We start from the raw sequence: 15,912 nt of genomic DNA on the forward strand, positions 1-15,912 counted from the left end.
CGGTCGTGCCAGGCATCGTGCCGTGTCCGGCGTACGGGCCACCAGAGCGCGGCGGGGCCGGGTGGCCCGGGACCGCCGCGCCGCGGCTCAGCCCCGGATGGACCCGAAGCGGACGGAGCCGCCCGGACGGCCCTCGCCCGCCCCCTCGCCCATCTCCGCGAGAAGCCTCTCCCCCTCGGCCGCGATCTCCGCTTCGTCGGCCTTGGACACGGCGGAGAACAACTCGACGGTGAGCGTCCCAGCGCCCTTCTCTCCGTCCTTCCCGCCGTCCGTCCCCCCTCCCTTCCCGCCGTCCGTCCCCCCTCCCTTCCCGCCGTCCAGCTTCCAGAGCCCGGCGAGGAAGCCGTCGAGGAGCAGGGTGCAGTGGGCCTGGTTCCCGGTCCAGCTGCTCCCCTTCAGCTCGGGCGGGATCACCCGGGACCGGTCGGCGTGGGAGAGGAGCAGGTTGTCGAACTCGGGAAGGAACCGGGGCGGCGCGGGCTGCCCGGCATCGGGGCGGGGCCCGTCGGGGAGATCGAAGAGTTCGACGCCGTTCTCGTCCTGGAACACCTCCAGGACCGGCCTGAGCCGCTCGAAGGCCTCGCGCAGCCGGGTGAGCCCGGCCCACGTCTGCATGTCCTTGACGGACGCGGGCCCGAAAGCCCCGAGGTACCGCAGAACGACGTCATCGATCCCGGAATCCTCCCCGCCAGACCCCCCGCCCTCTCCCACCCACTCGTTCAAGGTGGTGAGACGGACCTGGCCGCTCTTCCCCCAGACCCCGCGCGGGGTGACCTGGACGAGCGGAAGCCGGCAGCGCGCGGCGACGGACAGCGACTGGGGGTCGGCTCCGGGCCACTCCTTGAGCAGTTCCTCCCGTATCTCCGCCATGGTCCGCGGCTCGGCCTCCACGAACACCCGGGCGCGCTCGGCCAGCCGGTCCAGGTCCACTCCGACGAGGCCCTTGCGGAAGTAGTTGATCTCCCGGTCGCGGGCCGGCTGGACGAGGGGACGCAGGGTGAGCGCGTCGTGCACGGTGTGGGTGTGGATGGTGGACCTCATGGTGACCATCCGGACCACCTCCCGGGACTCCATCAACCCGGCGAGCTCGGCCGGCCCGAAACCGGCGAGGCGGGCGTGGAGCTGGAAGTAGGGCGGCTTCGCGTTCTGGGCCTGTAGCCCCAGCAGGTGCCGCGTGGCGTCCTGTGCGGACATCTCTGTCCGGGTGAGGAGCAGCTGACGGGCGAGCGTGGCACGGTTCAGTGCACGGGTGCCGAGTACGGGACGCTTCGTCTTGGAGGCCATGACAGCAACGTAGCGGCCCATGCGGACACCCTCTGTCCGCAACTCCGGACCGGTCGCACCCTCGCACACGGACCCGCGTGAACCCCCGGGCCCATTCACCCGGATATCCTGCACCTTGCCCACAAACCCTCGTAAACACCCGTTCGACCGGGAGCTGACCTGCGATGTCGGAGCGACCAGACCACCGCCCCACGCCCCCGTCCGCCTCCACACCCACACCGGCGCCCGCGAAGCGTGCGGGATGGCGACGCCCGACCGCCTCTCCCCCCACCCCTCCCGCCACACCTCCACGGGCCCCGAAGCCGCCACCGCCGGCCCCCACCCCTCCGGACCACCGCAGCGTGATCGACTCCGCGGTCTACCGCGACGGAGTCCGGATCGCCTCCCCCACCACCCTCGCCGACACCTTCCGCCAACTGCGCGAACAGCCCGACGGCATGGCCTGGATCGGCCTGCACCGCCCCACGGAGCCCGAACTCCACTCCCTGGCAGATGAGTTCAACCTCCACCCACTCTCCATCGAAGACGCCCTGGAAGCCCACCAGCGCCCCAAGTTGGAGCGCTACGGCGACACCCTCTTCGTCGTCCTGCGGGCCGCCCGCTACCTGGACGCGCTGGAGGAGGTCGACTTCGGCGAGCTCCACATCTTCGTCGGCCCCGACTTCCTGATCACGGTCCGCCACGGCGCGGCCCCGGACCTCTCGGCGGTCCGCCGCCGCATGGAGGAGTCCCCCGAACTCCTCTCCCTCGGACCGGAAGCCGCTTTGTACGCCATCCTCGACGCGGTGGTCGACGGCTACGCCCCCGTCGTCGAGGGCGTCCAGATCGACATGGACGAGATCGAGACCGAGGTCTTCAGCGGCGACCCGGAGGTCTCCCGCCGCATCTACGAACTCTCCCGCGAAATGGTCGAGTTCCAACGCGCCACCCGCCCCCTGGTCGGCATGCTCCACAGCCTGATGGCCGGCTTCGCGAAGTACGGCACGGACGAGGAACTCCAGCGCTACCTCCGCGACGTGGCCGACCACGTCACGCACACCAGCGAACGCGTGGACGGCTTCCGCCAGGCCCTGACCGAAATCCTGACGGTCAACGCCACCCTGGTCTCCCAACAACAAAACGCCGAAATGCGAGCCCTGGCCGAGGCCGGCTTCGAACAAAACGAGGAGATCAAGAAGATCTCCTCCTGGGCGGCAATCTTGTTTGCACCCACACTCGTGGGAACCATCTACGGCATGAACTTCGAGACCATGCCGGAACTGAAGTGGGCGGGCGGCTACCCCTTCGCGATCCTGTTGATGGCGGTGGTCTGCGTGAGCCTGTACGTCATCTTCAAGAAGCGCGACTGGCTGTAGATAGCAGCCCCACTGTCGATCAATTTCGCGATCGCAAAGGACCCGAAGGATGCTTCCGAAGGGCTTGGGGGGAATCTGGGGGGAATGCACTCCGCTGGGGGCAGGGGGCGCCTTCACCCTCACCTGCTGTTTCCGCGTCTGACGCAGCCCGGCCCAAAGTACCCCGCCCTCGTGGAACATCACCGAGAGTGAGCCCCACCGCACCGGGTGCCCTCCGGCAACGCTGTCATCAACACGGGTGGCGGTACGGCGGGGCCTCGAGGGGAAGGAGTGGTCGACCAAGCAATCGGAGTCGAGATCCTCACCAGCCCGCCAGCACCCAATCCACGATCGGCGACACCGCCCAGCCCACGCCTACGCACTGCGGCATCACCGCGGCATGAGGAAGCGGGTGGCACAGCGCAGGCTGTGCCACCCGCTTCCTCATGCCGTGAGGTTCTCTGGGACGTACTGGGGAGCTACGCCGAGCAGCGCGTCGACGGCCGCCCGCCCCTTGCCCCCGGCTTCGGGCATGAAGTGGGCGTAGTGATCGAGGGTGATGGTCGGGCTGGAGTGGCCGAGCCACCGAGCGAGGGTGACCACCGATTCGCCGGCTTCGAGGATGATGGAGGCGTAGGTGTGCCGGAGGACGTGGAAGCCGTCCTTGCGAGATGCCTTCCAGCGCTCCCCCTTCTCCCTAAGGGGAATGACACCTGCCTTCGCGAGGGCAGGCTTCCAGTTCTCGTCGTTGAAGATGTTGGCGCGGATCGCGTTGCCGTACGTCGTGGTCAAGACGAGCGGGAACGCCTGCTTCTCCCGCTCGGGCTCAGGACCACCCCACGGCAGCTCGACCTCAACAGCCGGGTGCTGTAGGAAATGGGCGAGCAACTCGGCTGCGACCGAAGGAGGCATATCGACGATGCGCGTTTTCCCACCCTTGGGCAGCGCGAAGTACAAGCGGCCGTTGAGCAGTTGCACCTGACGCCGCACGCGGATGACACCGCGTTCGAAGTCGACGTCCAGCGGTGAGAGGCCGAAGACCTCCCCCTGACGTAGCCCGCATCCGAGGGCAACCACAACCGCGACCCGGTAGCGCGGGTTGATGACGTCCCGTACGCGCTGCGCGGTCTCCAGCGGCCAAATCTCCCGCAGATCCTCCGGCACCTTAGGCCAGCGCACCGACTTGGCGCGCATCGGATTGCGGACGAGGCGCTTGTCGTCGATCGCCGTCTCGAAGATGTTCGAAAGGGACGTGAGGATCTGGCGGGCGTAGCGGGGTGCGCACTCGCCTTCGAGTGTGGCGATGTAGCCGCGCAGGACGGTCGCAGAGATGTCCCTCAGAGCCACTGAGCCGAGGTGCGGAAGGATGTGGAGACGTACGCGCTCGTCGACCCGTTTGATCGTACCCGGCGCACCCCGCACGCCTGCCTTCCAATATCGGGTGACGTAGTCGGTGACGGTGATGGAGCCGTCACGCGGATCGACGAACTCGCCCCGCTCACTGTCGGTACCTGCCCGGCGCAGCCATGCTTTCGCATCCTCCAGGGTGTCGAACGACATGTCACGGACGCCCGGAATTCTGGCGACTCGGTACCGGGTACCTTTCCCGAAGCGGGCGGATCGCTCCCGCTTGCCGGTGACAGGGTCCTTCTTCTTGTTTATCCATCGGTCTTCTATGTAGCCGGCCAAGAACTTCCTTACGATTATGAGGTTGCGGGCCGTAGGCCTGGAGATCTCAGGCGGTTGCCGAGCAGTCGGCACGACGCCGGTACGGCGCAGCGCTCACGGGGTTCAATGCAGGGTTCGAGCGGGAGTCCGCCTGTTCCTGCTCGCGTATCCAGGCGTCGAGGGCGTCGATCCGGTAGGTCACGCGCCCGCGGGCTCCCAGACGGAAACTCGGCGGCCCCTGACGCCGGTGACGCCAGACGTACAGCGTCCGGGGCGAGAGACCGAGGTACGCAGCCGCTTCCGCCACACCAAGAAACGCGCGGTGCATGGTGGTTGCGCTCCGGAGTGCCGAGTCCTGGGTTGGCTCATTGAGGCCCTGCAAGGAGAACTCCTTCAGTAGAGATCAAGGGCGGGGAAGCCGCCGGAGATCCTCTTGAAATCTCCAGCTGCCATCGAGCAGTCGTCCGCACGGCTACACCGCCAAGCACAACCACCACGGACAGATCCAATGATCCGGAGAATCTGGGATTACCGAATTCACGGACCGCCTGATATCCCCTACAACAGCGCGCACCCATGCTCGGCTCACTCGGCGAGTCGATAGGAGCGGAGCCCTGCATCAGAAGCCTCTTCGCTCACGGCGACCAGACCATCATCCGTGAGTCGGGAAAGACACCTGGCCACAACGTTCTCGGAAATCTCCAATGCCCCAGCTGTCTGCTGAGCCGTAGCGCCGGGATGCGTCGCAACGTAGGCAAGGACGAACACGGTCTCGCCTGTAGCCGTCCTGAAGGAGGTCCTCCGCGAAGAGGCCGGCCGAGCACACCGAGAGGCAGAGCGCCGTGGAGACAGCGCCGTAGTCGTTGCGCTGCTGGCCAGCCACGGCGTAGGCAGCGCTCAGGGCGAAGAGGAGCGGGGAAGTTTGGCGGAGCGAGCGGAGAACGGTGTTGGACAGTGGAGCCTCCTGAAGTACGACGCCGTGAGACTGGATCGGTGCCTTGGCCTGTTGGCATCACGTTCGACGATGGAGTCAGCCAGGGGCTATCCCCTCGTTGACCTGCTGTTTTCGCAGGTGTTGTACGTTGACATGGCCCGACAGGACGTTCCAGTCGTCCGCGCCTACTTGTCGTCTGCTGTGGGCGGATTCAACGCCGAACGTCCCTGCGACCGAGGAAGGGCATGCAGATGCGGACGGGCGATGCGCTCTGGGAGCAGTCACTGCATCGGCTGCGGAAGCTAGGGCAGATATCCGCCTTGGCACATGAACGGGCTACCTCGGCACGAGAGGCAGTCGCCTCCGCCGGGGACGGCCGAGAGGCACGCAACCGCTGCCACGCCATGTACTCGGCCCTACAAGCCCGAAGCCAGACATGCGACGTGGCCTACCTCAAAGCGGCCGACATGCTTGTTCGCCGGGCAGCATCGCAACGACGTCCACCGATGCGTCTTCCCCAGCCTTGGCCCGTGGGTGTAGCGGCGCCGGCCTGGTGGGTGGAGGCGATCCGGCATTCCGGCGCCGTGTGGCGGAGCATCCCCAAGGCTGGGCCTGAGCTCACCTTGGGACTCCCAATGAATCACCCGGCTGTCACTGCGGTCGGTTTCTGGGCAGAGATGCTGGGCGCGAGCCGCCAGGCCAAGGACGTCCGGGGCTCCTCAGTCCTTTATGGGTCCGCCGAGCCCGGTCGCGCCACGGACGACCGTAGAGCATCAGCCGGGCTGCGTATCCGCCCCGGCATGGTGAACGAGACCCGACGGCTCCATACCGACCGATACAAAGTGTGGGAGCGGGCCCGCGCCTACGGCGACGCGGCCCAGGTCCTGCTGGCCGAATGGCACCACACCAACACTTAGTGGTCCGTCTTCGGGGCGCCCTGCTCCGCGAGCGCAGCGGCAGTAGACAAGGCTCCAGGTCAATGACCTTGTATTGATCACGAGCGTTGTTGACACTCGGTAGGTCTTGAACATGACGAAGACCTCCGGTGTGGTGGGAGCTGTCTAGGAACCCATTGCACGACGGAGGTCTTCGTGTCCCACCGTAACGCCCGCCTGACCGTCTTCGGTAGGCGCCTCCTGGTCGAACGTGTCCGCTCGGGCCGGGCCGTCGCACACGTCGCGGCCGAGATGGGCATATCGCGGGCCACCGCCCACAAGTGGATGCGCCGGTGGCGGGCCGAAGGCGGCGCCGGGCTGCACGACCGCTCCAGCCGGCCACGCACGACACCCCACCGCACCCCCGCCGACATCGAGGCCAGAGTGTGTGACCTGCGGCGGACCCGCAAGCTCGGGCCCGCCCGGATCGGCCCGGTCCTGGGCCTGCCCGCCTCGACCGTCCACCGCATCCTGACCCGCCACGGCCTGAACCGGCTCGCCTGGCTCGACCGCCCGACCGGCACCGTGATCCGCCGCTACGAACGCGAGCGGCCAGGCGAACTGATCCACGTGGACGTGAAGAAACTCGGCCGGATCCCCGACGGAGGCGGCCACAAGGCCATCGGCCGCCAAGCCGGCCGGGCCACCCGCGGCCAGATGGGCTTCGACTACATCCACTCCGCCGTCGACGACCACACCCGCCTCGCCTACAGCGAGATCCACCCCGATGAGAAAGTCGCGACCTGCGCCGGCTTCCTCACCCGCGCGGCCGCGTTCTTCCACAGCCAGGGCATCACCCGGATCGAACGGGTCCTGACAGACAACGCCTGGTCCTACCGCAAGGGCCTGGCCTGGAAGGCCGTCCTGGCCGAGCTCGGCGCGAGCGGCAAACTCACCCGCGCCTACCGGCCCCAGACCAACGGCAAAGTCGAACGCTTCAACCGCACCCTCGCCGAGGAGTGGGCCTACCTGCGGGCCTACACCTCAAACCAGGAGCGGACCGAAGCCCTGGCAGACTTCCTCCACACCTACAACCACCACCGCTGCCACACAGCACTCGACGGCAAGCCACCCATCAGCCGAGTCAACAACCCTGCGGGCCAATACACCTAGTGACCTGGTTTGGAGATCCTGTCGCAGTAGCGGCAGATGCGGTCGAGGATCTGGTCGGCGGTCTTGGTCCACTTGAACGGCCTGGCCTGGTCGTTCCAGACCTCGATCCAGCCTTCGAGTGCGGCCTTGAGGTCGTCGAGTGAGCAGAACACTCCGCGTTCGAGGCAGCGTCGTTCCAGCTCGGCAAACCACCGCTCGACCTGGTTGATCCACGACGAGTACGTGGGAGTGAAGTGGAGCTGGAACCGGGGATGCGCAAGGAGCCACTTGCGCACGACCGGCGCCTTGTGGGCAGAGAGGTTGTCGCAGATGACGTGGACCGCCAGGCCCGGATCGGTCTGGCGGTCGATGTCGTCGAGGAAGTCCCGGAAGTCCACAGCCCGGTGCTGCGCGGACAGTTTCGTGATCACCCTGCCAGTCGCGGTGTTCAGGGCGGCGAACAGGTCGACGGTGCCATGCCGGACGTAGTCGAAGCTCCGCCGTTCGGGGACTCCGGGCAGCATCGGCAGGACCGGTGCGGTCCGCTCCAGGGCCTGGATCTGCGGTTTCTCGTCCACGGCGAACACGGCCGCGTTCGCCGGCGGGGCGAGGTAGAGGCCGACGACATCGCGGATCTTGTCGATCAGGAACGGGTCCGGGGAGATCTTGAAGGTCTCGGTCCGCCAGGGCTGCAGGCCGAAGGCATGCCAGATCCTCAGCACGCTCGCCGGGGAGATCCCCACCACCTTGGCCAGCTCCCGCTTCGACCAGTGTGTCCCGCCCGCAGGTGTCTGTTCGAGGGTGCGGACCACCACCTCTTCGACCTGGGCGTCGGTAATGGTCCGCGGCACCCCGGGCCGCGGCTCGTCCGACAGGCCGTTCAGGCGGTCCCGCAGGAACCGGGACCGCCATCTGGCTACCGTCTTGCGCTCAGTGTCCAACCGCGCGGCGACCACGGTGTTGTTCCACCCTCGTGCGCACGCGAGCACGATCCGCGCTCGCTGGGCCAGGCCCTGCGCAGTTGAACGCCGCCCGGCCCAGCTCTCCAACGTCAGTCGCTCAGCTTCCGACAGCACCACTGGCGGCAGCCTGTTATCGCCCATCCCGTCAGGACACCGGACCGAAACCCGCCCCGTCAGGCAGAACCCAAGATCTGAAACAGAACACGACTCATGGGGCGAGCCCAGACCTCAAACCCAGATCACTAGGGCCTTGCGTGAGGGCGATGGAATCGATCAGGGCCCGAGGCAACGCGGCGAGGCTGGCAACCGCCACGGGTTGCCGGGCAGCCGTGCGTTCGTCAGTCAACAAGGTAGTGGGCTTCGATGTAGGCAACGGTCGAGTCGTACGGCTCCCCTACCGGCTTCAGCGTGTACCGGCGGAAGACCGCGGCGGTGGCGCGACGGGCGCCTCGGTTACGAGCGTCAGCGTTGTCCCATGACCGGCTGAGGGTGCGGGTGACCACCTGGTCGATCTCCTCGGCCAAGTTTCTCTCCGTGACTGTGAGGCCGGACGGTGCATGGTCGTGGATGATCCGCGATAGGACACCCACGTGGTCGTCGTCCAGCACGACGACGGCTTCGTCGGGGTGCTTCTCGGCGTTCACGATGGCGCGGGCAACCCGGAGTGCTTCGGAGAGGAACTCCAGGGCGTCCTGGGCGTTCTGGATGATCCGGTCCCGCAGCTGCTTGATCCGCTCTGCGAGGGCTGTGTACTTCACGGACCCTGGTTCGACGCCCTTTTCGAGGGCCGCCTTGATGTGGTCCAGGATCGCCGCTGCGGACGGCGGCGTCTTGTCCTCGCCGTCGCCCTTGTCGGGCTTGGGGCGGACGAGGGCCAGCAGCTCCTTGAGTATGGCGATGCCCTGGGCGTCCAGGACGAGGGCTTCCTCCTGAGAGGCGGCCACGGAGAAGGAGTGGACGTGGGTGTTGATGATCTCCAGGACCATCGGCCCCAGTTCGGCCAGCCGTTCCTTCCTCTCCTCGTCGGAGGACTTCTTAAACAGGGTCGTGTACACAGACCCGAACAGCCCGAAGCCGTCACGATACTTGGCGACCCGCTTGTCAGTGTTGATCAGTGGGTACAGACGGGCCAGGAGCCGGTAGTTCTTGGTGAACACCTCAGCCACACCAGGGTTGGTGTCCAGGAAGACGTTGATGGCTCGAACGGACTCATATCCGTGGACTGTGAGGTCCAGGCCGTCCACGTCCACGAGGAGGTCTTCGATGCGGGCGAAGGTGATACGGAACTCGTCGACCAGCTCGGACAAGTCGGTGACGAACCCGCCTCCCTTGCCGGCCGCCGCCGAGGTGGGGTCGACGACGGCCCGCTGGACATCTTCGGCGAGGCCGATGTAGTCCACGACCACGCCAGAGGTCTTCACGAACCCGGTCGGGGACACCCAGGTACGGTTCGGGCGCGTGATCGTCTGGAACAAAGTGTGGGCCTTCAGCGGCTTGTCCAGGTAGAGGACGCCCTCGTTGGGGGCGTCGAACCCAGTCATCAGCTTCGCGGTCACCACCAGGAAGCACAGCGGGTCGTCCGGTGTCAGGAACCGCCGCTTCTGCTCCTCCTCGTCGGCCTCCGAGAGCTGGAACACCCGCATGGCCGGGTCTTCTTCCTTGGAGTCCGAGACGGAGATGTTCACCTCGGCGGTGATCCGGTCATGCTTCCCGACCTCGGCGAGCACCTGTGACGACTCGAAGCCTGCCAGAAGCTCGTTGAGCTTGTCCGTGTACGCCACGGCCAGCTCACGGTTGTAGGCGACGACCTGGGCCTTGAGGCCGTTGCGGTAAGCGCCGGCCAGGTAGTGGTCCACGATGTCCTGGCAGACCGCGTGTATGCGATCGGGGTTGGCGAACACCGAGGTGAGCCGCCCGAACTTACGGGACAGGGCCTCACGGTCGGGGTCGTCGAGGTCGAAGTCGTCGGCGAACTGGTCGAACTCGGCCTGCAACGCAAGGTCGTTTATCTCGAAGGCGACCGGGCGGGGGTCCAGCATGACCGGGACGGTCGCCTCGTCCAGCAGAGACCGGGACACCGAGTACCGGTGCAGCACCCTGCCCGGGTCGGTCTCCTCACCGAAGAGGGCGAAGGTGTCGGTGGCGAGGTTCCTGACGGGGGTGCCGGTCATGCCGAAGAACTTCGCGTGCGGCAACGCAGCACGCATCTGCCCAGCTAGGGACTTCGACCTGGCGGACTGAGTGCGGTGTGCCTCGTCGACCAGCACGACGATGTTGCCCCGAGTCGACAGGTTCTTGCCGGCGTCGGCGAACTTGTGGACGGTCGTGGAGATGATGCCGCGCACGTCGTCGGCCAGCAAGGCGCGCAGTTCGGCACTCGTGGCGGGCTGGTGGAAGTAGGTGTCCCCCATCGCGGAGGTGAACACCCCGGAGGTCTGCCGAACAAGCTGGGTCCGGTCCGAGAGCAGGATGATCGTGGGCGACTCGGTGCGGGTGTCAGCCAGCAGCAGCGAGGCGGCGAACACCATCAGCAGCGTCTTCCCGGACCCCTGGTGGTGCCAGATCAGGCCCTTCGACCCGCCCTCCAGGACCCGTTCGTGGATCAGGTGCGCGGCCTCCATCTGTGGGTAGCGGGGCAGGTATTTCTTGTCCGCCCCACCTCCGGAGGTGTCGAAGAGGGCGAAGTTAGCGAGCATGTCCAGGACGGTTGCCGGATTGAGCAGCAGCTCGACGGAGCGCTTCACGTCGGCCTGCCCGGACAGGTTCTCGTCGTCGGCGGTGGACCGGAACGGCTGCCACAGGTTCGTGGGCGCACCAGCGGTGCCGAAGCGCAGCTTCAGCCCGTCGGAGGCCACCGCGAAGACGTTGGGGGTGAAGAACCACGGGTACTCGGTGGCGTACACATTGTTGATCTCGCGGGCGGCATCGGCCCACCCGGACTTCGCATTCGGCGACTTCACCTCGACTACTACCAGGGGCAGGCCGTTGACCCAGTACACGAGGTCGAACCGCCGGGAAGTCTTGCCTGGGACGGCGATGGTTACCTCGTCCGACACGACCAGCGTGTTGGCGGTCGGGCGCTCGAAGTCGATGACCTTCAGGGCGTGCCACACGCCGTCGGCGTCCCGGAACTCCTTGTGCCCGCGCAGCAGGCGCAGTACCTGCTCGTTGGCCCGCACCAAGCCGCCCTCGACCGCGTTGACCGTGGCGACGATCTCCTCGACCACCGCGTCCACGTCGAACCCGTCGATCACCCGAGGGTTGAGCCGGACAATGGCGTCGCGCAGCTGGCCGACAACCACCGTCTGCGTCGTCTCACGCGCCAGTAACCTGCCCGCTGTGAAGTCCCAGCTCAGCGGGAGAGACCACTGGATCATCAGGTTCTGGAACTGACGTTCCCGAATGCCCTTCGCCACGGCTCAGACCTCCAACTCGGCGGACTCGATGTCGATGGTGCGGTCCAGCAGCCCCGACAGCAGGCCCGCCCGGACTCCACGGAGACGGGCGGACTCCGCGCGGGTTGCCTCCAACGCAGACTCCATCGCGTCAAGTTCCACCGCCATCTCGCGTTGGCGGTCGAGTGACGGTAGGCGCACGGCCATGCCCTTCGACCGCTTGGCGCTGATGTGCTTGATGTTGGTGCCACCCGCGACGTCGAGGAAAGCTCTGGACTCGTAGGCCCACATGCTCCAGTGGAAGACGAACTCAGGGATGCAGACCCCTTCCAGCGCCCGGAGTCGGAGCAGGGTCATCTGAGTGCAGACAGGTGCTGCCAGCTCGTCTCGCCACATGGCAGGCATCCCGACGGCATTCGCGCTTGCGCTGCCCTCTGACACCAAGACGTCGCCGTAGCGGAGACCGAACTTCTCGCGCTCCGCTGGGTCGTAGTTCATCTCGAGTACGTCGGACAGGTCGAGCGTCCCGTAGCCGACGTTCGCGGAACGGAGGTAGGGCGTCATGTACGGGCCGGTCGCCCTGTCAGGTGTCCGGCGAACACCCGTGGAGAAGTCGAAGGCGTGCTCGGCCCTCACGGCTTCAACCGAGTCGTCGGTGATGAGGTCGGCTCGTCTGCGACGCAGAACCGCATGCATCGCCTCTGACTCAGCGTCGAGTGCGGTGATTTGGTCGTCTACAGCACCGATGATCTCTACGATCTGCTCCTGCACTGGCAACGGGGGCACGGTGACTCGAGCTTCGTATGCCCTGCTACGCGACAGCCCGGGAACTCCAGTCTGGGTAGTAAGCTCCGTCAGCTTCGCGTTGGCGAGGAGGCAGTAGGTGAACTCCATGCCCATGTCGGAGGGGTCCTTGATCGACACGTAGAAGGCGGTGTCGATGGGCGAGAAGTCGCCTTCACTGAACGTGACGACCCCCGACGAGCCCTTTCGTCCAACGACAACACCAGGCCCCTTCACCAGTGCCTGAGAGTGAAAGCCGACGATGCCGTTGCTCCCGTAGACGGGGAATCCTTGGCCGTCCCGAGCGTTCTCGGGAAGCGGCTTGCCGTACTCAAGGATCAGCAGTTCACCGATCGACACCCGGCGCCAGTCACGCATCGAAGCCTCCAATCCCGGCGGCAGCGAGGACCTGCAGCATTCGGGCCTCAACCTTCTGGCGCTCCGCTCGGGCGATGTTGTAGGCGTCGATGAGGGTGCCGAGGTCTTCCTGCTCGGCGGTGGCATGCTTGATGTAGCGGCCGATGTTGAGGTCGTACCCGTTCGCCACGATCTCCGTGGTGGGGACGAATCGCGCCGCGAGCCCGCCTTCTCCGTCGGGGTCCAGCGGGTTGCCGTCAGCGTCGAATTTCGAGTGGTAGGCATTCACGACGTCCGCGATGTCAGCGGCGGTGAGGATGTTGCGATTCTTGGCCTTGGTGAACCGCTTGGAGGCGTCGAGGAACAGCACACCGCCCTGCCGCTCCGGGGCCTTGGTGCCGGCTGCACGGAACACCAGGATCGCCGTGGGGATGCTGGTGTTGTAGAAGAGGTTGGCAGGCAGGCCGATGACCGCTTCGAGCAGGTCGTCATCCAGGACGCGCTGGCGGATGGCTGCTTCCTGGCCGCCGCGGAAAAGGACGCCGTGCGGCAGTACGACGCCGGCGCGGCCCTTCTTCGGGCCCATGCTGGCGATCATGTGCTGCACGAACGCCCAGTCCGCCGACGACTGTGGGGCGACCCCGCCGACAGCGCGCGGGTCATTGGTCCAGGGCTTCCACTTCAGGCTGTAGGGCGGGTTAGCGATGATCACATCGAACTGCGCGACGGACCCGTCCGGCTTGTTGAAGCGCGGGTCCTTCAGGGTGTCGCCGACCTCGACCTGGAACTGGGTGAGGTTGTGCATGAAGAGGTTCATGCGTGCCACACCCGCAGTGTCCTGTACGGCCTCCTGCCCGTACAGGCTGAGCGTGTAGCCACGTCCGCCGTGGGCCTTCAGCAGGTTGGCCGACGCGATGAGCATGCCGCCGGACCCACATGTCGGGTCGTACACCGACTCGTAGCCCTTGGGGTCGAGGACCTCGACGATCAGCTCGACGACCTCGCGCGGGGTGAAGAACTGGCCGGCACGGGTTCCGGACCCGTCGGAGAACCGCTTCAACAGGTACTCGTACGCTCCACCGAGGACGTCGTGGGACATGTTGCCCTCGTGCATTTTTGGAGTACGGTCCATCGCCTGCATGACCGCAGCCAACACCTCCCCCGACAGCACCTCTTCGGAGGTCCAGGTCATGGACCCGAACAGACGGGAGAACTTGTCAGGGTTGGCCGTCTCGATGGCCTGCAGGGAGGCTCGGACCCGCTGGCCGAGGCCGGTCTGGGTGATGGTGGCGAGGATGGAGGACCAAGAGGCGCGACGCTGCTGGACGGTGCCAGGGTGGATGAGCGGGATCTCGAACGACTGGTAGTCGCGGTACTCGATCTCGCGGGCTTCCTCCGGGGAGAGGTCGTCTAGGGCCTGTTGCGAAAGTGGATCTTGTTCGTTCATGATCACGTCTTGTGGGACGTGGAGATCTAACGAACGGGCAGTGGGCCCGGCTTGAGCCGTTGCTGCCGCAGGGCATCAAGTCGGGCCGGCCGCAGGTGTGGACGCGCCGGCAGCTGATAGACGGCATACGGTGGCGGACCCGGACCGGTGCTCCGTGGCGGGACGTGCCCGAAAGATACGGGCCCTGGGACCGGGTTTACGACCTGTTCCGACGCTGGCAGCGGGACGGAACCTGGGCCGGGATCCTCACCCGGCTCCAGGCCGAGGCGGACGCGAAAGGCCTGATCACCTGGGACGTGAACGTCGACTCCACCGTCTGCCGGGCCCACCAGCACGCCGCCGGGGCGGCGAAAAGGGGGATCTCCAGAAGGAACCGCCCGGCGGAGTCTTCGTTGAGCCGTCCGACCACGCCATCGGACGTTCCCGCGGCGGGCTGACCACCAAGATTCACCTTGCCGTCGAGCAGGGACAGAAGCCCTTGTCCGTGGTGATCACGGCCGGGCAACGGGGCGACTCCCCGCAGTTCGAGCCGGTCCTGGAAGCGATCCGGGTGCCCCGGCTCGGCCTGGGCAGGCCACGCAAGCGCCCGGACCGAGTGCGGGCCGACAAAGCGTACGACTCCCGCAGCAATCGCTCCTACCTGCGCAGACGCGGGATCAAGGCCACGATCCCGGTCCCGGCGGACCGGGTCCGCAACCGGCTGGGACGCGGCTCGCACGGAGGTCGGCCGCCGAAGTTCGACCGAGACGACTACAAGCAGCGGCACGCGGTCGAGTGCGGGATCAACCGCCTCAAGCGCCACCGAGCCGTCGCCACCAGGTACGACAAACTCGCCGTCCGCTACGAAGCGACTGTGCTGGTCGCAGCCATCAACGAATGGCTGTGACCAGCACTTTCACAACAGGCCCTAGGCCCTCGTTGTCGGCCAGGAACTCCTGGTGGTGGTGCTCCCAGGTGTCCGACAGGTACTTCCAGAACATCAGCGGGAAGACGACCGAGGAGTATTGCGCTTCGGGCATCGCCACGCGCAGCTCGTCGGCGGCGTCCCACAAGCGGTTCTCGATCTCCTGCTGGGTCACTGCCATCAGTCGGGGGGTGTCCTTGCTCTTCAAAGGGTGGCGACCCGAAGGCCGTGGTGATGCTGCGGGTCACCCTATTTCGGGCGTGCCCGCCATGTACACGCCTGGCGTGACCTGCCGGGGGAACACATGCGGGGCGTCGTGCTCCCTGTGCGGCCAGCTCACCAACGATATCCCTCCCCCGGACCACGAAATACGGCAAACGACCCAAACAAACGACGCGGCCATCAGTAGCCAGACGCCCCTCTTGCTGATCTTCTTGCCGATCCTCAGGACGACCCCGGGCAGGCTCCGTCTCCGCTTTCAGGTCGAGGGAGGAGAGCGGCTCCAATGCCGGATCGCCGAACTCGATCGTCAGCTCCATCTCTCGCTTTGGAGCGATGTCCGGTGCGGCCTCGCGCGACGCGTACATGGTCTCGGCAAGCGTCAACAAGGCTGAGCGTACGAGCTCGACGCGCTCGTCATCGGTGTACGGGTGCACGGCGATGTCAGTCTTACCAAGGGGCGGCAGCTCGGCCTCTGCCAGTCGGCTGGCGCTCTTCGCACTCCCCCTCCTGCTTCAGCCGCTGTTCGGAAGCCACTCGGCCCTACCGGACCTCTTGCTTCAGCTGGTCGGCGAGATCCGGCAACCCCTCTGTGAGC

12 protein-coding genes are annotated in these 15,912 nt (G+C 66.5%); 3 read left to right on the forward strand and 9 right to left on the reverse strand.

Annotation, left to right across the window (positions count from 1 at the left end; translation table 11 throughout):
- Positions 1 to 87: 87 nt before the first annotated feature.
- Entirely contained in the window at positions 88 to 1,284 is a 1,197-nt protein-coding gene (locus OG730_RS07935; protein ID WP_327303543.1) for a winged helix DNA-binding domain-containing protein, read from the reverse strand.
- Between the two features lie 164 nt (positions 1,285 to 1,448).
- On the opposite strand from OG730_RS07935, the gene OG730_RS07940 reads away from it, so the two are divergent.
- Complete coding sequence (locus tag OG730_RS07940) at positions 1,449 to 2,639, forward strand: magnesium and cobalt transport protein CorA (RefSeq protein WP_327303544.1); 1,191 nt, start codon at positions 1,449 to 1,451, stop codon at positions 2,637 to 2,639.
- A 423-nt stretch (positions 2,640 to 3,062) separates the two neighbouring features.
- On the opposite strand, the gene OG730_RS07945 is transcribed toward OG730_RS07940, so the two are convergent.
- The 3 genes from OG730_RS07945 to OG730_RS44260 form a co-directional block, all read right to left on the reverse strand.
- The gene (locus OG730_RS07945) at positions 3,063 to 4,307 is read right to left on the reverse strand and encodes a tyrosine-type recombinase/integrase (RefSeq protein ID WP_327303545.1); all 1,245 of its coding nucleotides are present in this window, start codon (positions 4,305 to 4,307) and stop codon (positions 3,063 to 3,065) included.
- 46 nt (positions 4,308 to 4,353) lie between these two features.
- The gene (locus tag OG730_RS07950) at positions 4,354 to 4,614 is read right to left on the reverse strand and encodes a helix-turn-helix transcriptional regulator (RefSeq protein ID WP_327309192.1); all 261 of its coding nucleotides are present in this window, start codon (positions 4,612 to 4,614) and stop codon (positions 4,354 to 4,356) included.
- Between the two features lie 257 nt (positions 4,615 to 4,871).
- Complete coding sequence (locus OG730_RS44260) at positions 4,872 to 5,054, reverse strand: winged helix-turn-helix transcriptional regulator (protein ID WP_442814854.1); 183 nt, start codon at positions 5,052 to 5,054, stop codon at positions 4,872 to 4,874.
- A 1,257-nt stretch (positions 5,055 to 6,311) separates the two neighbouring features.
- On the opposite strand from OG730_RS44260, the gene OG730_RS07955 reads away from it, so the two are divergent.
- Complete coding sequence (locus OG730_RS07955; RefSeq protein ID WP_327303546.1) at positions 6,312 to 7,268, forward strand: IS481 family transposase; 957 nt, start codon at positions 6,312 to 6,314, stop codon at positions 7,266 to 7,268.
- On the opposite strand, the gene OG730_RS07960 is transcribed toward OG730_RS07955, so the two are convergent.
- The 4 genes from OG730_RS07960 to OG730_RS07975 form a co-directional block, all read right to left on the reverse strand.
- Positions 7,265 to 8,350: an IS630 family transposase gene (locus OG730_RS07960; RefSeq protein WP_327303547.1), complete on the reverse strand. Its 1,086-nt coding sequence runs from the start codon at positions 8,348 to 8,350 to the stop codon at positions 7,265 to 7,267. The two genes, OG730_RS07955 and OG730_RS07960, sit on opposite strands and share 4 nt — an antisense overlap.
- A gap of 197 nt (positions 8,351 to 8,547) precedes the next feature.
- The gene (locus OG730_RS07965; RefSeq protein WP_327303548.1) at positions 8,548 to 11,625 is read right to left on the reverse strand and encodes a type I restriction endonuclease subunit R; all 3,078 of its coding nucleotides are present in this window, start codon (positions 11,623 to 11,625) and stop codon (positions 8,548 to 8,550) included.
- 3 nt (positions 11,626 to 11,628) lie between these two features.
- Positions 11,629 to 12,765, reverse strand: a complete 1,137-nt coding sequence (locus tag OG730_RS07970) for a restriction endonuclease subunit S (RefSeq protein WP_327303549.1) — start codon at positions 12,763 to 12,765, stop codon at positions 11,629 to 11,631.
- Positions 12,758 to 14,191, reverse strand: a complete 1,434-nt coding sequence (locus tag OG730_RS07975) for an N-6 DNA methylase (RefSeq protein ID WP_327303550.1) — start codon at positions 14,189 to 14,191, stop codon at positions 12,758 to 12,760. The genes OG730_RS07970 and OG730_RS07975 overlap by 8 nt, the downstream gene beginning before the upstream one ends.
- 11 nt (positions 14,192 to 14,202) lie before the next feature.
- Between OG730_RS07975 and OG730_RS07980 the strand changes: the two genes are divergently transcribed.
- A protein-coding gene (locus tag OG730_RS07980) for an IS5 family transposase (protein WP_442814855.1) occupies positions 14,203 to 15,077 on the forward strand; the annotation gives its coding sequence in 2 pieces (ribosomal slippage) (positions 14,203 to 14,596 and positions 14,596 to 15,077; 876 coding nt in all).
- Here the strand turns inward: OG730_RS07980 and OG730_RS07985 are convergent.
- Positions 15,061 to 15,276, reverse strand: coding sequence for a type I restriction-modification system subunit M N-terminal domain-containing protein (locus OG730_RS07985; protein WP_327303552.1), 216 nt, complete (start codon positions 15,274 to 15,276; stop codon positions 15,061 to 15,063). The genes OG730_RS07980 and OG730_RS07985 overlap by 17 nt on opposite strands.
- Between the last annotated feature and the right edge of the window lie 636 nt (positions 15,277 to 15,912).

It is taken from the genome of Streptomyces sp. NBC_01298 (genome assembly GCF_035978755.1).
In the GTDB taxonomy this organism is placed as follows: domain Bacteria; phylum Actinomycetota; class Actinomycetes; order Streptomycetales; family Streptomycetaceae; genus Streptomyces.

Excerpts from the sequence above, each read along its gene's own strand:
- OG730_RS07935 (WP_327303543.1), bottom strand. The coding sequence starts at position 1,284 with ATGGCCTCCAAGACGAAGCGTCCCGTACTCGGCACCCGTGCACTGAAC.
- OG730_RS07940 (WP_327303544.1), top strand. The coding sequence starts at position 1,449 with ATGTCGGAGCGACCAGACCACCGCCCCACGCCCCCGTCCGCCTCCACA.
- OG730_RS07950 (WP_327309192.1), bottom strand. The coding sequence starts at position 4,614 with ATGCACCGCGCGTTTCTTGGTGTGGCGGAAGCGGCTGCGTACCTCGGT.
- OG730_RS07960 (WP_327303547.1), bottom strand. The coding sequence starts at position 8,350 with ATGGGCGATAACAGGCTGCCGCCAGTGGTGCTGTCGGAAGCTGAGCGA.
- OG730_RS07970 (WP_327303549.1), bottom strand. The coding sequence starts at position 12,765 with ATGCGTGACTGGCGCCGGGTGTCGATCGGTGAACTGCTGATCCTTGAG.
- OG730_RS07975 (WP_327303550.1), bottom strand. The coding sequence starts at position 14,191 with ATGAACGAACAAGATCCACTTTCGCAACAGGCCCTAGACGACCTCTCC.
- OG730_RS07985 (WP_327303552.1), bottom strand. The coding sequence starts at position 15,276 with ATGGCAGTGACCCAGCAGGAGATCGAGAACCGCTTGTGGGACGCCGCC.